Source organism: Desulfoconvexum algidum (assembly GCF_055382125.1).
In genome coordinates, this window is record NZ_AP042394.1 from 497047 (window position 1) to 513546 (window position 16500).

Annotated in this window: 13 protein-coding genes; 4 read left to right on the forward strand and 9 right to left on the reverse strand. The window is 46.6% G+C overall.

The genetic code is table 11. The annotated features are described in order from the left end of the window. The first annotated feature begins 20 nt into the window (after positions 1-20). On the forward strand, positions 21-803 hold the full coding sequence (locus tag ACZ45G_RS02200; RefSeq protein ID WP_464175012.1) for a creatininase family protein: 783 nt from the start codon (positions 21-23) through the stop codon (positions 801-803). A gap of 78 nt (positions 804-881) precedes the next feature. Here ACZ45G_RS02200 and ACZ45G_RS02205 read toward each other — a convergent pair whose 3' ends face one another. From ACZ45G_RS02205 to ACZ45G_RS02220, 4 genes are all read right to left on the reverse strand, one after another. Next, positions 882-2093 (reverse strand): NAD(P)/FAD-dependent oxidoreductase, encoded by a 1212-nt coding sequence (locus ACZ45G_RS02205; protein ID WP_464175013.1) that lies wholly within the window; start codon positions 2091-2093, stop codon positions 882-884. A 15-nt stretch (positions 2094-2108) separates the two neighbouring features. After that, positions 2109-2897, reverse strand: a complete 789-nt coding sequence (locus ACZ45G_RS02210) for a TIGR00266 family protein (RefSeq protein ID WP_464175015.1) — start codon at positions 2895-2897, stop codon at positions 2109-2111. 188 nt (positions 2898-3085) lie between these two features. Further along, positions 3086-4075: a transposase family protein gene (locus tag ACZ45G_RS02215; protein WP_464175016.1), complete on the reverse strand. Its 990-nt coding sequence runs from the start codon at positions 4073-4075 to the stop codon at positions 3086-3088. 126 nt (positions 4076-4201) lie between these two features. Then, positions 4202-4717 carry a Spy/CpxP family protein refolding chaperone gene (locus tag ACZ45G_RS02220; protein ID WP_464175018.1) on the reverse strand — a complete coding sequence of 172 codons (516 nt, stop codon included), beginning with the start codon at positions 4715-4717 and terminating at the stop codon, positions 4202-4204. A 193-nt stretch (positions 4718-4910) separates the two neighbouring features. Here ACZ45G_RS02220 and ACZ45G_RS02225 point away from each other — a divergent pair, with 193 nt between their 5' ends. Both ACZ45G_RS02225 and ACZ45G_RS02230 read left to right on the forward strand, forming a co-directional pair. Beyond that, the gene (locus tag ACZ45G_RS02225) at positions 4911-5648 is read left to right on the forward strand and encodes a response regulator transcription factor (protein ID WP_464175019.1); all 738 of its coding nucleotides are present in this window, start codon (positions 4911-4913) and stop codon (positions 5646-5648) included. Continuing rightward, the gene (locus tag ACZ45G_RS02230) at positions 5645-7171 is read left to right on the forward strand and encodes a sensor histidine kinase (RefSeq protein WP_464175020.1); all 1527 of its coding nucleotides are present in this window, start codon (positions 5645-5647) and stop codon (positions 7169-7171) included. The genes ACZ45G_RS02225 and ACZ45G_RS02230 overlap by 4 nt, the downstream gene beginning before the upstream one ends. Before the next feature lie 37 nt (positions 7172-7208). Here the strand turns inward: ACZ45G_RS02230 and ACZ45G_RS02235 are convergent, their stop codons facing one another. Continuing rightward, positions 7209-8786, reverse strand: a complete 1578-nt coding sequence (locus ACZ45G_RS02235) for a GAF domain-containing sensor histidine kinase (protein WP_464175021.1) — start codon at positions 8784-8786, stop codon at positions 7209-7211. A gap of 372 nt (positions 8787-9158) precedes the next feature. Between ACZ45G_RS02235 and ACZ45G_RS02240 the strand changes: the two genes are divergently transcribed. Beyond that, positions 9159-9536 carry a pyridoxamine 5'-phosphate oxidase family protein gene (locus tag ACZ45G_RS02240; protein WP_464175023.1) on the forward strand — a complete coding sequence of 126 codons (378 nt, stop codon included), beginning with the start codon at positions 9159-9161 and terminating at the stop codon, positions 9534-9536. A gap of 178 nt (positions 9537-9714) precedes the next feature. On the opposite strand, the gene gtfA is transcribed toward ACZ45G_RS02240, so the two are convergent. From gtfA to ACZ45G_RS02260, 4 genes are all read right to left on the reverse strand, one after another. Continuing rightward, positions 9715-11163: a sucrose phosphorylase gene (gene gtfA, locus ACZ45G_RS02245; RefSeq protein WP_464175024.1), complete on the reverse strand. Its 1449-nt coding sequence runs from the start codon at positions 11161-11163 to the stop codon at positions 9715-9717. Continuing rightward, positions 11160-13361, reverse strand: a complete 2202-nt coding sequence (locus tag ACZ45G_RS02250; RefSeq protein WP_464175025.1) for an HAD-IIB family hydrolase — start codon at positions 13359-13361, stop codon at positions 11160-11162. The genes gtfA and ACZ45G_RS02250 overlap by 4 nt, the downstream gene beginning before the upstream one ends. After that, positions 13358-14254, reverse strand: a complete 897-nt coding sequence (locus ACZ45G_RS02255) for a carbohydrate kinase family protein (RefSeq protein WP_464175027.1) — start codon at positions 14252-14254, stop codon at positions 13358-13360. Before ACZ45G_RS02255 ends, ACZ45G_RS02250 begins: the two co-directional genes overlap by 4 nt. Before the next feature lie 237 nt (positions 14255-14491). After that, positions 14492-16375: a DEAD/DEAH box helicase gene (locus ACZ45G_RS02260; protein ID WP_464175028.1), complete on the reverse strand. Its 1884-nt coding sequence runs from the start codon at positions 16373-16375 to the stop codon at positions 14492-14494. Positions 16376-16500: the final 125 nt, after the last annotated feature.

Sequence of the window (16500 nt, forward strand, 5' to 3'; positions counted from 1 at the left end):
AGCGATAAAGTGAGGGGAATATGACAGACGACAGTGTTTGGCTCCAGGACATGACCTGGGAGGAAATTCAAGAAAAAATTCAGATCAGCTCAAAAACTATTCTGCTTCCCTTTGGCAGCACAGAGCAGCACGGCCCCCATTTGCCCCTGGGGACCGATACCATGGTGGCCATGACCCTGGCCGAGGATGCCGCATCAAAAACCAATGTCCCGGTGGCGCCTCCCCTGTGGTTCGGGTGGAGTCCCCATCACATGGTATTACCCGGCACCATCACCATCCGGCCTGAAATTCTGGCTGAGATGGCCTTTGATATCATCTCTTCCCTTCATCACCACGGGTTTGAAAATTTTGTATTGATCAATGGGCATCGCATCGTCAATATCACCTGGATGCAGATGGCAGGGGAGAGGGCCAAACGGGAACTTGGGGTGAAACTGGCGATTTTTGATCCGGCCTATATGTCCAAGACCATCACGGATCAGCTTGGCTGGGGAGCTGTGGGCCATGCCGAAGAGATCGAAGGCTCCCATATGATGTACCGGTACCCGGATCTGGTCAAGATGGACCGGGCCATTGACAATCCCCATCCCAACGCGAAGTTGTACAGCGTGGACCCCTCATACCGGGAAGATACCCTCTGTTATGTGCCCTCAAGCCCCGAAGAGATGAAAAAACTAACCTTAAAGTCCAAGGGCACCACCGGGGAGCCCTCCAAGGCAACCCTTGAGGGTGGCAAAATCTACCATGACCACCTGGTATCCCGGCTGGTTCAGGTGATCACCATGCTCCAGGAAAAGAATTGATAGCTGTCAAGATTTTCTTTGCTGGCCCAGGGCTTCAAGAACCTATATCCTCCTTTCCCGGGGGAAAAGAAATGGGTTTCAACTCTTCATTTGTAAAAGTGCCATGAGCGGTTTCCACCATCTGTTTAACAAGCGATCAGACCCACAGAACTTGAACATTATCTTTTCGGCCAGGACAATGTCTCGATAGGATTTTTTGATATATTTATAAACAGACCCTTTTTGATAGTCGTTTCTGGCTGTTGCTGCAAAATTCTCAGACCAGATATCACTCTGAATTTTCCTTCTTTTCAGGATCAGCCGAACCCAGAAATCGGCTTGTGCCATGCCGAAGTATAACCCGGATGATCCATTGGCTTCACTGAAACCAATGGTGTCTCCAAGCAATATCAGACCGCCTCGTTCATGGGGAATAATATTTTTAAATAATTGGCGGTTGGAAATAACCGTTAATTTTTTATAATTTGTCTGGGCGCCTTTAAAAAACTCTGAAAAACCGGGATACCTTTGGGTTAAATGATCCCATACCTTGTGCATCAAGTTATCATCGGGGATTTCAATGTTTTTTATACTGTTTAACTGTCCCAGACGAAGCATTAATCCGGCTTCCATTTCTCCATCGGCCAATGGAAAAACATAGGCGACTGCCGGCGGCAGGTTGGGTGCTATTTCCAGCATTTTGGGGGGGATCATATAAAATTGAAGATTCGGATGTTCCGATATGTTTACCCGGGGAGCATGGGTGGTGTAATATTTAATTGTGGGGCAGTCGATCTTTTCTCTTATGATCCCGAACTTTTTGCCCAAAGGGTCTTTATGCCCCATGCATCCAAGGACCGTTGTCCCCTTTATCTCATGGATATGGTTTTGTTTGTCTTTGTATTTTATGCCCGTACAGCACTTGCCCTCTTCGATTAAATCCAATACCTCGGATTCAAACAAAAACTTGGCCCCCGCCTCAATGGCAAGGGCTTTCATATGATCCATCAGATGACGCCAATGGAAGAAATAATAGGGTTTATGAACATCAATGAGGGTGTTTTTGCGGTCCATGGGGCTGTGAAACCTTCTGAACGAGGGATCGTTTGAGGCATTGTTTTTTAACCAGTCTCGGCCAAGCAGCTCATCCATCAATTCATATTGAGCGATGCTTTCTCCCCTGGGTTCAGGGCCGGGCCGGCACCCTTTTTCAAGGACGATGCATGAGGCACCAAGACGACCGGCCGTAATCGCAGCGGCGAGACCTGTGGGGCCTGCACCGGTAATAATAAAATCATACCTTTCGTTCATGATGCTTCCTTTGCATTATTTCCCGTCGATCATCCGGCCAAGGCCGCCTAAAATAGACCCTTCCCCTTTGTCGGTGCCACCGGAAGACGGGGCATGGGCAATGATCCTGTCGGCCAGCCGGGAAAAGGGCAGGCTTTGGAGCCAGACCGTGCCCTGGCCGGAAAGGGTTGCTAAAAACATGCCTTCTCCGCCAAAAAACATGGATTTGAGGTTGCCGGCCCGTTCAATGTCATAGTCGATGCCAGGGGTGAACCCCACGATGCAACCGGTGTCCACCCGGAGGGTTTGGTTATTGAGCTGCTTTTGGACAATGGTGCCCCCGGCATGGATAAAGGCCATGCCGTCTCCCTGGAGGCGCTGGAGGATAAAGCCTTCTCCTCCGAAAAATCCTGTTCCAAGTTTTTTGCTAAAGGCAATGCTGATGCGGGTGCCTAAAGCTGCACAGAGAAAGGCGTCCTTCTGGCAGATCAGTTCGCTGCCCATGGCTGCCATGTCAACGGGAATAATTTTTCCGGGGTAGGGGGCAGAAAAGGCCACCCGTTTTTTTTCCCGGGCCTGGTTGGTAAAATGGGTAATAAACATGGATTCGCCGGTCATTGCCCGTTTACCCGCACTAAAGAGTTTGCCCATAAGCCCCTGATCTGGTTGGGATCCGTCTCCCATTTTAGCTTCAAAGGAGATACCGTCCTCCATCCAGTTCATGGCACCTGCCTCGGCAACAACTGTTTCGCCTGGATCCAGTTCTACTTCCACGGTTTGCATATCGTTTCCAAAAATTTCATAATCCACTTCATGACATTTCATTTTCTTCTCCTTAAAGGATATGGGGTAAAAAAATAAATTATAATACAGATTTTTGAAGGAATTGTATAATTTTTTTACTGCTTTAGTGAGAAAAGAGGCGGCCTTTCAACCGCCCCTTAATTGAAAAGATTATGCCATGGTCTCCGCCGCCCATCATTGGCGGTGGCGGAGGGCCGTTGGAAAGCATTCTAATCAATATTTTGGGGTGGCAATGATGTCTCAAAGGATTGGTTTGGATTTTTTTTAAAGCTGTTTGGAAAATGGGCGTAATATTTTTGAATGGCCTGTTTGGGTGTGTTATGTTTCAATGCTGTCAGGCGTATCTTTGTATTATACGTCCAGATATTTTCCAGCAGGCCGGCATTGTCAAAGCAGGGCAGGTTAATCTTTGGGGGGTGATATCTTTTTTCTATGGAGGCTATTGTCCGCTTAAGCTGTTCTAAGGTCGGGTCAGGAATAGTTTTCAGGTACCAGGGAATGAGATCATGACCCTGGCAGTGGTTTTTGATAAGCTGATTGTGGAGATGAACAGATTGCTGGATATGCATATCTGAGTCAAAAAGAATAATGGGATCGGTAAATATGATTCCCAGAACCTGCAGGGGGAAATGATGGAGGGCCTGTTTAATAAAAAACTGGGTCGGCGGGTTAGGAGATATGCAGATGTCTGCATAAAAATATTTAAAAGAATAGTCCAGCAGGGTCTGCACATGGAAAGGTGCCCGTGTGACGGGCATGGGGGGTAAAATTACCTTGTTATAATAAAAATATGTGCCGCGATAATCCTTCAGGTTAATAGCAGGTTTCCTGGGCAAATCCTTTTTGAAAGGGGAGAGTCTGGAAATATGGTACCGTTTTAAAAGCCGGTTCAGGCCGGATCTTGAACAGTCGGGATAAATAAATTTTTGTACCACTTGATGGAGATCGTCAAGACCAAGGTGAAGGCAGATTCTGAGAAGAATCACCAGGATTTCCTGCCCAGGAGGCATTGCTGTTTTGACCTTTTTGGGGGTGTGGGGTTTATCAAAGACAAAATTACGGTTCTTCCACCGCCGGATAGTGGTTTCACTCACTCCGATCCTGTCGGCAAGGTCTGAGATACTCATCTGATCCGCATTCTGAATGAAAGCACGCTGTGCCGGGGTGGTGCTGGCATTTTTATGTAGATTTATTTTCATATCAGGGATGCGTTCTTTCGAAATTTCCCAACCAATCCCATGGGACTATTTCAGTAAAATTTATTATGGGTCTTCAAAAGCAAAAAGATATCCGGTTTATTATGCGGCAATATTTACCTATCAGCCTTATTTGGAAGGCTTGCGCTCCCCACCTTGCCCCGGCCCTTTTCTTTTGGGTTGTATATCATACAGACTCATCTTTTTGATTTGATCCGCAGTAAGGATTTTTCCAAGGGCCAGTCGAGATTCAACGTTCTGAACAAAGAGTTTACTTTTTACATTGGAAACCTCCTGCGCGATTTTGAGGACGGCCGTATCATCGACATTGTCAGCGGAAAACGCCTTATCCAATTGCAGATGGAAGGTGTCGAGCTGCGCTTTCAACACCAGATGTTTTTCACGAAAGGTAAAATCAATATCCTTGATTTGTTTGACCTGATTTTCGGTAAGCGCCAGTTCCTGAATTATTTGCAGGTTCCGCCAGATCGCAAGAGGGGGTCCGGGATGGCCCTTCATCTCAACCCTTTTATCCTGACGGTATTCGCCGGGAGTACCTGCCAGCGCCAGTGCCGGAATAAAACAGATTGTGATGAGAACAACAATAATGTGGGTGCTCAATTTTTGATTTAATTTAGATTTCATGGTGTATCTCCTTTAATTACAGTCATTTTATCGGGGATTTGTCCTCGATTCTGAATATAAGATAGACCCGGCATGTAAAGCGTTTATGTTGATCAAGGATAAAATTGTAAAGATCTTGTAAAGTAAATTGCGCTTATAGTATCGATGGTATAAAAATGAAACTCTATTCAAGACTGAAGAGGTGGAGATAAACATGACGCATCAGGGAACTATTCCAGGTGAAATGAAAATTTTAATGATCGATGATGACAAAAAACTGTGCCGACTTGTGGCCGATTACCTGGGACCCATGGGGTATGCCCTGGAGGCAACCCACAATGGCGTTAAAGGACTGGAAATGATTCTGGCCGGTAACTACGAGGCAGTAATTCTTGATGTCATGATGCCGGGTATGGACGGATTTGAGGTGTTGAAACGATTGCGCAAAGAATCGGACATACCGGTTTTGATGCTCACTGCAATGGGGGAGGAAACTGACAGGATCGTGGGGCTCGAGATGGGGGCCGATGATTATCTTCCAAAGACCTTTTCCTCGCGTGAGCTTTTAGCGCGTCTTCGCGCCGTTACCCGTCGACATTCCTCTCACCGTAAGACTGCCACTCAAACGAGGAATACGACCTTGAAATTTGGGGATCTGCACATTGATCCAGGCGCCCGAACGGCCCGTTTAGGAGAAAAAGTTTTGACGCTGACCCCGGTTGAATATGATCTGTTGACACTCCTGGCCAAGGCGCCGGGCCGGGTTTTGACCCGGGACCAATTGTTGGATTCCGTGGCCGGCAGGAGCTACGATGTGTTTGATCGCTCCGTGGATGTTCATATCTCGTCATTGCGGCGCAAGCTCGGGGAAGATCCCCGCAATCCCCGATTCATCCAGACAGTGCGTACCGCAGGGTATATGTTCAAAGATCCAGAGCGTCAGAAATCATGAACCTGGTATCCTCTTTATTTGCCAAAATCATGTTTTGGTTTTTTTTGAACCTGCTCCTGGTGGTGGCAGCCCTGTCCGTATTTTTTGCATTCCAGCCACAGGTGAACCTGCATGCTATTTTTGGCCAGCAGGGATCCAATCGCCTGCGCACCGCAGGCATGCTGATCGCCCATGACTTGAACCAAAAATTGCAGACGAACTGGACCGGTGTACTGTCCAGACATGCAAAGATCCACCAGGTGGATTTTGCCCTTGTGCTTGAAGACGGCCATTGCTTTTCTTCTACGGAAGGGGACCTGCCTGATGCGGTCATAAAGAAGGCTGAAAATGCTTTGCGCCACCCCCCTTTACCTGGCCGATTCCCGCCGCCCCCCGGGTTTGAGGATCCTCAAAAATACCCGAAAAACCACATCGTCGATGATGGCAGTACATCGCTGAAAAAAAATGCCATGGAAAAAAAATTGCCCCTGCACGCGGATGGGCTTGGTAGAAGACCGAGTTTCATAATGAAAACCCGGCATCCGACCCGCTATTGGACCGGGGTTCGGATACCGCTGCCCCCTGCCACCTCGCATCCGCCGGTCCCGGCCCTGCTGCTGGCAGTGTCGGACTCCGTAACGGGAAACGGCTTTTTTTTTGATCCCCTGCCCTGGATGATCGTGGCAGTTGTGGTGATACTGATCTCGGTATTTTTCTGGATTCCCATGGTTAGAAACATCACGCGGCCCCTGACCCGAATGACCCGGGCTACGGAAAAAATTGCCCGGGGCCGATTTGATGTGGTTCTTCATGAAGAACCCAGGGCCGATGAGATCGGACGGCTGGCCAAAGGGATAAACCACATGACGGCGAGATTGTCCGTTTTTGTGAAGGGCCAGAAACGTTTTTTAAGTGACGTGGCCCATGAACTGGGCTCGCCCATCGCCCGAATTCAGTTCGGCCTCGGTGCGCTGGAACAAAGAGTCAACCGAGAAAACCGCAGGCGGGTCGTCGATGTCATGGAAGATATTGACCACATGTCCAAACTGGTCAATGAACTTCTGGCCTTTTCCCGGACCCAAATGAATACACAAACAGTCAAGCTTGAAAAAATCAGCCTGCTTCCCGTGGTACAGGCGGCAGTGAAGCGGGAGACCACACCGGCACCAGAGATCATCATAAAAATAGACCCTGAGATCCGTGTTTTAGCATCTGCCGAACTTTTGACCCGGGCCCTTGCCAACCTTGTGAGAAATGCCGTCAAATACGCCGGACACAATAGTCCCATATATGTTCTTGCCGAAAAGAAAAAAGATAGGGTTTCCATAGAAGTCCGGGACATAGGTCCCGGCGTGCCCGAAGATCTTCTTGATCAGCTTTTCGAGCCTTTTTTCCGACCAGAACCTTCCCGGGATCGGGATTCAGGGGGTGTCGGCCTGGGGCTGGCCATCGTGAAAACCTGTGTGGAAACCTGCCGGGGGAAGGTCACAGCGCGCAATCTAAAACCCAGGGGCTTTGCCGTTACCATCCTCTTAAAAACTTGACCTGGCAGAGCCCGATTGAATATTTAAAAAGTTCACCTTAAATTTTAAAATCCACGGTAAAAACAGAACCGCCGGATTGATAACAATCGTTTTTACTCTTGCAAAAAGAACAGTTGCCAATATTCCCCGGGCAGATGTCGTTTTTGTCGGGAATAAATTTACATCTCGTTGAAGACGCATGAATCGAAAAATTATATTGTTCAGAGAATATTTTCATCCGCAGCAGATCCGCTCCTCTCCCGCCGGCATTAAACTCAAAGGGTTTTTTTGAAGAATAGGCAGCTGTTCCCTGGGTTGTAAAAAAACCTTTAAAAATTCTTGTCCTATGATCCCTAAGAATTCCCACGCCATAATCCTTAACCGAAAAACGGGGACCGGATTCCTGATTTGAGACGATCACCTTTATTTTTCCCTGATCAGGGGTGTTTTCAACCGCGTTTTTTATCAAGCCTTCCATAACTTTTTGCAAGGGTTCAGATGCGATGAAAACAGATGGCGTCGGTTCTAGGACCTGTTCGATTTTAATCTCGCGATGGGTAAATTTAAGGCACATTTTTTCAAGACCTTGCCGGACGAATTCATCAAGCCAGATTTCTTCAGGTTCAGTGTTCTTAATTTTAAAAATATCGTTGATACGGGTTCGAACACGATCGAGAACCTTTGCTTCTCCTATTTCCATCTCCAGGGTGTCCTCAAGTAAATCTGTGCATTGATCAAGGCAAAAGGACAGCAATTGCGGATGTTCGTATTTATTTTCCGATATGATGTCACCAATTTCATTCTGAAGGCCCTTGATTCGTTCCAGGTTTCTTTGGGCTCTGTCCATGGATCGTTTCCAGGAATCATCCGGAAGGGTTTCAAGCTTTTTTTCAAGGATCTGTAATGTCCCGCTGAAGATGGAAACCGGGGTCTTTAATTCATGGGATAAATGATTGATTGCCTTGCTTTTCGCCCGGTCAAGGCTTTGAAGCTCTTTATGGGAGTGTTTTAATTCATCGGAAAACCTGGCATTTTCGATGGAAAGCCCCACGGTTCCGGCAATCATTTCCAATAAGTTCATATCCGGATTTTCAAAAAGACCTTCAGATTTATTGAATGCTGCCAGAACACCTATAATTCGATCATAACTTTTTATCGGAACCAGCACATAGTTGTCAAAAGAATATCCAAACTCATGATTTCTTTTGGAATAGCGTGCCGCATCCTTGTACCCATCATTTACAATCAGCGGTTTTCCAGTTTTGACAACCTTTGCAGAGGCCAGGCTGTCAATGGGAAGCCGAATTTCTTTTACCCTTTTTTGGGTCGCCTTGTCATTATCGGCGGCTCCCGGGAAAAAAAATTCTTTTCTCTCTTCATCCAGAAGAATGACAAGCGCCCCCTGGGTATCCAGCAACCGCTTAATTTCACCTGTGATATAGTCGAGCAGCTCTTCAAGGTCCGGGTATTCTGGCAGGGCCATGGAGATCCTGAGCATGGCATCATTGCTCTGTGCAATCTTGTATCGTTTTGCCGATTCTTTTAAAGAAACTTCATTTTGCTTTAAGGATGCAACTTGACGTTGAAGAGACCTCACCTGTTGTTCCAATTTTTCATATGTGGTTATTTGGGTCATCCTAAGGTCTCCTGACTAAAATTTATTTTTAAATGATGGCATCGAGATTATTGTGCATCAAATCTTTAGCAAGAACATGTTTAACGAGAACCTATCCATTAACTCAATAACCTGAGCAAGTGATGGGGGTCAAGTAAAAATGAATTGAGGTGGCCATAAACGAGGCCATGGCAGTGCAGTATTGCTACCGTTCAGGAGTATGCAGGTGGCAAAAAACAATATTTTGTTGAATAACTGTCTGGAATAATTCATATCTTAACTTAACCTAATTCTTTTGGTATAAACCTTGCATTTTCTTTAAGAGAAAGGTGTCTCATTTAAGATAAGTGACACCTGTTTTTTATAGAACCTGTTACCCAAAGGATCAATATAATGGCCGTATTACCTGAAGAAGTCAGCAAGGCATGGGAAAACCGAAAAGGTCCCATCATTTTGTCAACGGTGAATAAAGAGGGTATTCCCAATTCCATTTATGCCACCTGTGTTTCCAAATACAGTGAAGATACCCTGGTGGTTGCCAATAATTATTTTTCAAAAACACTGGAAAACATAGAAGCCGGCAGCAGTGGTTCCATCTTGTTTATCACACCGGAAGGCAAATCCTATCAGGTGAAGGGAAGCATTGAATACCACACGAAAGGCACTATTTTCGAGGATATGAAAAAATGGAACCCTGACAAGCATCCGGGCCATGCCGCGACGGCATTGAAGGTTGAAGCGGTTTATAAAGGGGCAGAGAAGCTTCTTTAACCTGAGGTTCACACTTTATTTTTTCGAGGGAGCAGGTCTAAAAAACATCTCTGGTATTGTGATCCTCCCTCAAAAAACTTCGACCGAATCATCAGAGCAGTGCGGCACCTATCACGCCAGCTGAATCCCCCAGCATGTTTCGTAAAAATTTGTCTATCCTGTGGGTAAAATTAATAGTTTAAACCTGGAACTCCACTATCCGGGAAGCAACCGGATCCGTATAGGTAATTTTTATCGCATAGGTTTTGACATTTATACGAGCCGTTGCAATATGTTTTTTATTGGTCCACTCAATGGATAATTCGGTATCCGTTGATTTTAAAAGGTGAAACTCTCCGTTAAATGCAGGATAGCTGTTCCGAAATTCCATGAGGTTTAACAGCCGCTGCACAACAGGTTTTTTAATATCCTCCCGGATCTCTTCTATCGTGTAATTATGACGGTTTATGTTTCTGCCCAACTTTGTTTTTTCCAACAGCTCAATATCATTCTCACCGGCCAGCAGGCCGACATAATATACCTGGGGAACCCCTGGTGAAAAAAACTGAATGGTTCTGGCAGCAATATACGCATCATCGTTACACCCAAGGGCTGAATAATAGGTACAATTTACCTGATAGATATCCAGGTTCTGGTAGTCCGGCCCGGAATAGGATTTCTTTACATTGGAGCCTTTCTCATATAATTTTTCAACGGTCTGATCAATTTGATCCTTTGTCAGCAAGCCGTCTACATCCACCACACCGATTCCGTCGTGGGTATCCAGAGTGGTGATCTGTCGTCGGGGGCATTTTTTCAGCCAGGATTTGAGAGACCGGGTTGTTCCCATGTAAAGGGCGTGAAGAACCAGCATGGGCATGGCAAAGTCGTAACACCAGTATCCTTTTTTCGCAAGTTTGAGCTGATAGGAATAATGTTCATGCACTTCAGGTAAAATCTGTGTATCAAAGGCTGTTGCATAATCGCTGAACCATTCCAGAAGATCCCAGATCTGGGGTTCTAAAAAAAAGCAATTGGTGCCAAGTTCCACGGTTGTATAAGCAATAGCATCCAGCCGGATCATCTTGGGACGATTCCTGGCAAGCCGGATCAAAAATTTGCGCATGATTTCCTTGGTTTTGGGGGAATTATAATCCAGATCAATCTGCTCATTGTCAAAGGTACACCATATTTTTTCCAGGGTACCATTGGGGCGTTCCAGGGTTTGATAAGGGGGGCGGGGCTTCCGGGTATAAATTTTTTCCAGGTCCTCTTTCTTTACCCAGCCGTCGGGGGAAATTTTATCAAAACTGAGAAACATGTCTGCATATTCACTCTCCTTTCCCTTTGCAATATAATCCTGGAAAAAGACAGACTGGCGTGAGATATGGTTGACCATGAAATCGATGATCAGGTCAAAATCCTGGCCTATTTTTTCCACATCCTCCCAGGTACCGAACAGCGGGTCCACCTCATCATAGGTCAAGGGGGCAAATCCTCTGTCCGAAGAAGAAGGATAAAACGGCAGCAGGTGAACCCCTTTGATTGCCTTGGAGAAATATTTACGCAGCACATAGTGCAACTCGGGCAGGTTTGCCCCCAGACTGTCTGGATAGGTGATCAATTGAATTTTATTTTTAATTGTCATTGTTTACCACCTCCCGTTGCTTTTTGGATCAATTGATAATGTTGCATTCCCTCCATCATACCGCCGGCATGGGATTCTTTTGCAAAATATATCTGTTTGGCAGATCTTAATGTCTCAAGTTCAGGGCTATAATTTCCCACCACCACCCCCAGGGTTTCTCCTTTGAGCATTTCTGCATCATTCCCCGAATCACCGCACACCAGAAGATTTTTTAAGGGGATTCCCCATTTATAGCTCAGATACCGGATTGCTTTTCCCTTTGAGGCCCGGTAGGGAAGGATATCCAGGTATCTGTTCTGGGAATAGATCAAAGAGTATCGGAACCTGTTTTTGTTGAGGATATGATGAATCTTGGCCAGTCGGTCTTTACCCGGATCCATGTAATAACTGAGTTTAAAAGGACCTTGAACACTTGCATTCTGGAGACGGACAAAATCGACCTCTTCCAGTCGAGATGCGATCAGGTCAGGGGTCCAGTTTTTTGAAATATGGGTTTCCCACCCCTTATCATTATTAAGAGAATCTCCATAACTGATCCGACTGCCCACACAGGAAATAATAATGTCCGGCATCCTTACCCCGTTGGCCTTCAAAATATCCATGGCAGATTCGAATATCCTTCCCGTGGCAACGCCGAATCCAATTTGCCCCGAGTGTTGTTCAAGCAGGTCCATTAAGGTCTGCAGTTTTTCCGGGTTCCCCCCCAATAGGGTATCATCAATATCGGAGATCAACATATAATCGAGTTTCGCAAGTCGTTTGCCCACACTTTGTTTGGGCTCACTATTTGATATGGATATTTTTTCAGATTGGTGACAAAGCGCTTTCATCTCATGGCAATAGGAGTGTGCATGACCTTCCCATGAATATATTTTACGGGTATTTAAAATTCCATTTTTTGAAAATTCATTCCACTTGTCCGGATGAACAAGAATATCCTTTATCGCAGACGCCAGGGCGACTGTGTCCGTGGGATCCACCAGGGTCCCTGTTTTGCAATTTTCGACAATGTCCCGGGGACCACCGTCATTGGTGGCGACAATGGGCAAGCCGCAGGCCAATGCTTCAAGCAGTGTCAATCCAAAGGGTTCTGTCAAGGCAGGATTAACAAACACCCCCCTTTGTTGGGCTGCAATTCTGTAAAGTTCAGGGACCTCATGCTCAAAATCATGTCGTTTGGGAATGGCCATTTTACCGTACAGATTATACTTATCCATCAACAGCAGCATCTGTGTAAGGACATCTCGTTCACTCTCTTCTTTGTCTGAAATATCTTTGCGGATACCGGCGAATATCGCAAGATTTGCCATGGCCTGGAGTTCAGCATCTTCACCATAGGCCTTTACCAGACCCTGAATATTTTTTCGCTTGTCCGGACGACAGAGAACCAGAATGATGGGTTTATCTGGATGGTTAAAAAAGCGGTTGAGCTCTTGGGTAACCGATGCCTTTGCATACAAGGCTTCTTCTCTTTCCCGGCTGTCTAAAAAAGTGTCCTGATAGTAGGGATAAAATTTTTCAATACCGATACCCGGTGGAAGAACCTTATATGTGGGCAGGGTTCGGTTACGGTAAAGCCCGTATTGAGTTTCGATTTCCTGCCGGGTGCTGGTGATAACCTTTTCCGCGGATTTAAGAATCGTCTCCTCCATCTCAATCCGGTGGTCAATTTTCAATTTGCGATTCATCTCGTTGATATCAAGCCCGTCTTCAAGCAATCGTGCTCGCTTGGACCGCCCCAGGGAATGGCCGGTATAAACCAGGGGAACACCAAAAAAACTGGCCAGCTCCATGGCCACATATCCTGCGTCCGGGTAATGGCCATGAACCATATCCGGGATATCTTTTTCAAGCCGGATAAATTTGATGGTCTTGTCCACAAATTCATCCAAATGGGGCCAGAGCAATTCCTTGCGGATATATTTTTTCCCCCCGCATTGAATCCGCACGATGCGAAACCGGTCATTGACCTGTTCAATGGGCTGGGCATAATCTTCTGAACAGGATTTATCTTGAATCAACCGGGTAAATAAATCTATTTTCCGAATCTGATCACTGGCAGATAGAATGTTACACAGCTCCACCACATACTTGATCTGGCCACCGGTATCGGCATCATGTCCAAGCTCCATATTTTCGGCTCTCACCATCCCATGAATGCTGAACATCTGTATATAAAGGCCCTTTTTATCCGTCATTTTTTTTTTATCCTCCTTTTGAATTCAGTATAGATCCGCTCATCTTCAGGCAAGGCTCCCTTAATCGTACAAATATACCCTGCAAACTCACTGGCAAGACCCATAATGGTTTCAATGGGAAGCCCGTTCAGCCACCCGGCCGCTGATATGGCAGCATAGGCATCCCCTGCCCCGACGGTATCCACAAGCGCTGTTTGCGCAACAATGTCGCACTGGTATCTTTTTCCATGGGAAACCCATTGGCTGCCATGGCTTCCCAAGGTAAGAATCATCAATTCAAGTTCATGGGATCCCATCAACTGATCCATGATTTCTTCAGCCGTATGGTTATCCGTCTTCGTCTCTGGTGATATTTTTTCCAATTCATCCTGGTTCAATTTGAGAACGTCTGCCGCGGCAAGGGATGCCTTGATAACCGCCTGATTATAAGAATCCGGGCGCAGATTGATATCGCAGAAAACCCTTGTTCCTGTTTTTTTCTGGTTCATCACCCGTTGAATCAGCTGAAAACCCTTGTCACTGTGCTGGACGAGGCTGCCAAAATATATAAGCTCACAAGGCTGCTGCAAAAGCTTTACGAGCCGTTCATCAAACGCAATATGCGTCCAGGCAGTATCCGGAATGATGGTAAAGGCGTGCTCCTTTTCGGACATGGTTACCTTAACCGTTCCCGTATCATGGATAGGGTCTATCTGGATATCGTCCAGATCAAAATTATGCTGTTTTAAAAAAGATAAAATCTCCCGGCCCAATGTATCAGCGCCCACTCTGGAAACAAACCGGACCGGGAATCCCAGTTTTTTTAAATGGTATGCAAAGTTAAAGGGTGCTCCGCCAATTCGTTTGTGATGGGGAAACATATCAAAGAGTATTTCACCAAGAACAAGAATCATGATAACCTTAATTTTTTTCTTTGAGTTTAACACCTAAGCATGAAATCACAACAATAGTAGAACATTCGACCAATCTAAGTCAAGGATGGGCTTTTTTACCCAGCAATTATTGGAACAGTGCACTTTTTGGAAGAAGGAGGGGGGGCGATATTCGTTGAACGGCTTTTTCAGGGCCGGGCAAACTGGATACAGGGTCCATTGCCCGGCCGTTTAGGGGCTGGGCAATGGATTGATTTTTCAGGCATGTTTTGAAATGGACATTTGCTGGGATCGTACCCAGGTATTTTGCAGTACTTTGAAAATATCTTGTGGCATATCCGATGGCAGGTCCACAAAGGAAAATTCCTGGTTGATATCAACACTTTTAATGTATTTGCTGTCAAGGCCGGCTTCATTTGAAATGGCCCCCACAATATCTCCTGCACGGACCCCATGGGTCCGGCCCACCTCAATGCGATACCGCTCCATTCCCTTTTTCAGGGGCAGGGCAGGGATTGCCTGGGGTCTGGCGACTTTTGGGGTTGAGGCTCTTTTTCTGGGCGCAGCATCATCCATTGACGGACTTTTTTTTGCAGCCATTGTTTTTTTTGCAGCCATGGGTTTCTTTGCAGCAAGGGGCTTTCTATCAGCAAGGGGCTTTCTATCAGCAAGGGGCTTTCTATCGGCAAGGGGCTTTCTATCGGCAAGGGGCTTTCTATCGGGCCGATGGGTTTTTCTGGAAGCCTCTTCCCGGCTGCGGCTGTCTCGTTGTTCTGGTCGGGCTGTTTTTGTTTTAAAGGCTGGTTTTTCCTTCTGGGCAGCCAGAAGAAAGGGCGTATCCCCATGGGCCAGCTTTGCAAGGGCGGCAGCCACCTGGGTTACCGGGATATCCTGTTCAAGGGCATAGGATTCTATCATGGCCTGGAAAACATTTAAGTCCTGTGAATCAAGGGTCTTGGTAATGGCCTGTTTAAAGTCTGCCACCCGTTTATCATTAATGGCCTTGTTGGAGGGCAGAGAGATTTCCTTGATGCTTCGCTGGGTGGTTCTTTCCAAAACCTTGAGCATCCAGCGTTCATTCCGGTTTACAAACAGGATGGCTTCCCCTGTTCTGCCGGCTCTGCCGGTCCTGCCGATTCTGTGGACATAGGGCTCTGCCTTGGAGGGCATGTCATAATTGATGACGTGGGAGATTCGGTCCACATCCAGGCCCCGGGCTGCCACATCTGTGGCCACAAGGATGTCGATGTGCCCACTTTTTAGCCGGTTAATCGTTCGTTCCCTGGCATTCTGGGCAATATCCCCGTTCAGGGCCTCTACTTTAAATCCTCTGTCCTCAAGGCTTTTTGCCACATCAAGGGTGGAGGATTTGGTTTTGACAAACACGATGACCCCGTCAAAGGTAGCGGCTTCCAGGATACGGATCAGGGCCTGGGCTTTTTTAGCCCCGGCAACCATCCAGTATTGCTGGTTGATGGTGTCCACCCCTGTTGAGTCCGGTTTGATCATGATCTCTTTGGGATCTTTTAAATATTTTTGGGCAATATTCCGGATAGGTCTTGGCATGGTGGCTGAAAAAAGTGCGGTTTGTGATTCCTTGGGGGTTTGCTCCAGAATCCATTCCACATCATCAATAAACCCCATGTGAAGCATTTCATCGGCTTCATCCAATATCATACAGGCGAGATCGGAAAAGGAGACGGTTTTTCTTCGCATGTGATCCATGAGCCGACCAGGTGTTCCCACGACCACGTGGACGCCCCGTTTGAGTTGTTTCAGCTGGATTTCATAACTCTGGCCACCGTATACGGCCAATACGTTCAGCCCTTTTATTTTGGCCCCATAGGTTTTAAAAGACTGGGCCACCTGGATGGCCAACTCCCGGGTGGGGGTTAGTACCAATACCTGGGGCCGTCTGTTATCAATGTCAATTCTGGACAATAGGGGCAATGCAAAGGCCGCGGTCTTGCCGGTACCGGTTCTGGCCTGGCCGATCATATCTTTCCCCTGGATGAGATGGGGAATGGTCAAAGCCTGGATAGGGGTGGGTGTGGTATAGCCCACATCCTGTACTGCTGCGAATACAGGGGGACTCAGGTTCATTTCGTCAAACCCGATCAAGGGTAAATTATCTTGGGACATAGGATTCCTTAAAAAAAAGCCGGTGTTACCGGCAGGGCACATCGAAAATTGTTACCGGCAGGACACATCGAAAATTTAGAATCATACATGGAATTTTCTTCTTATGCAAGAGTTTTTTTTATTTC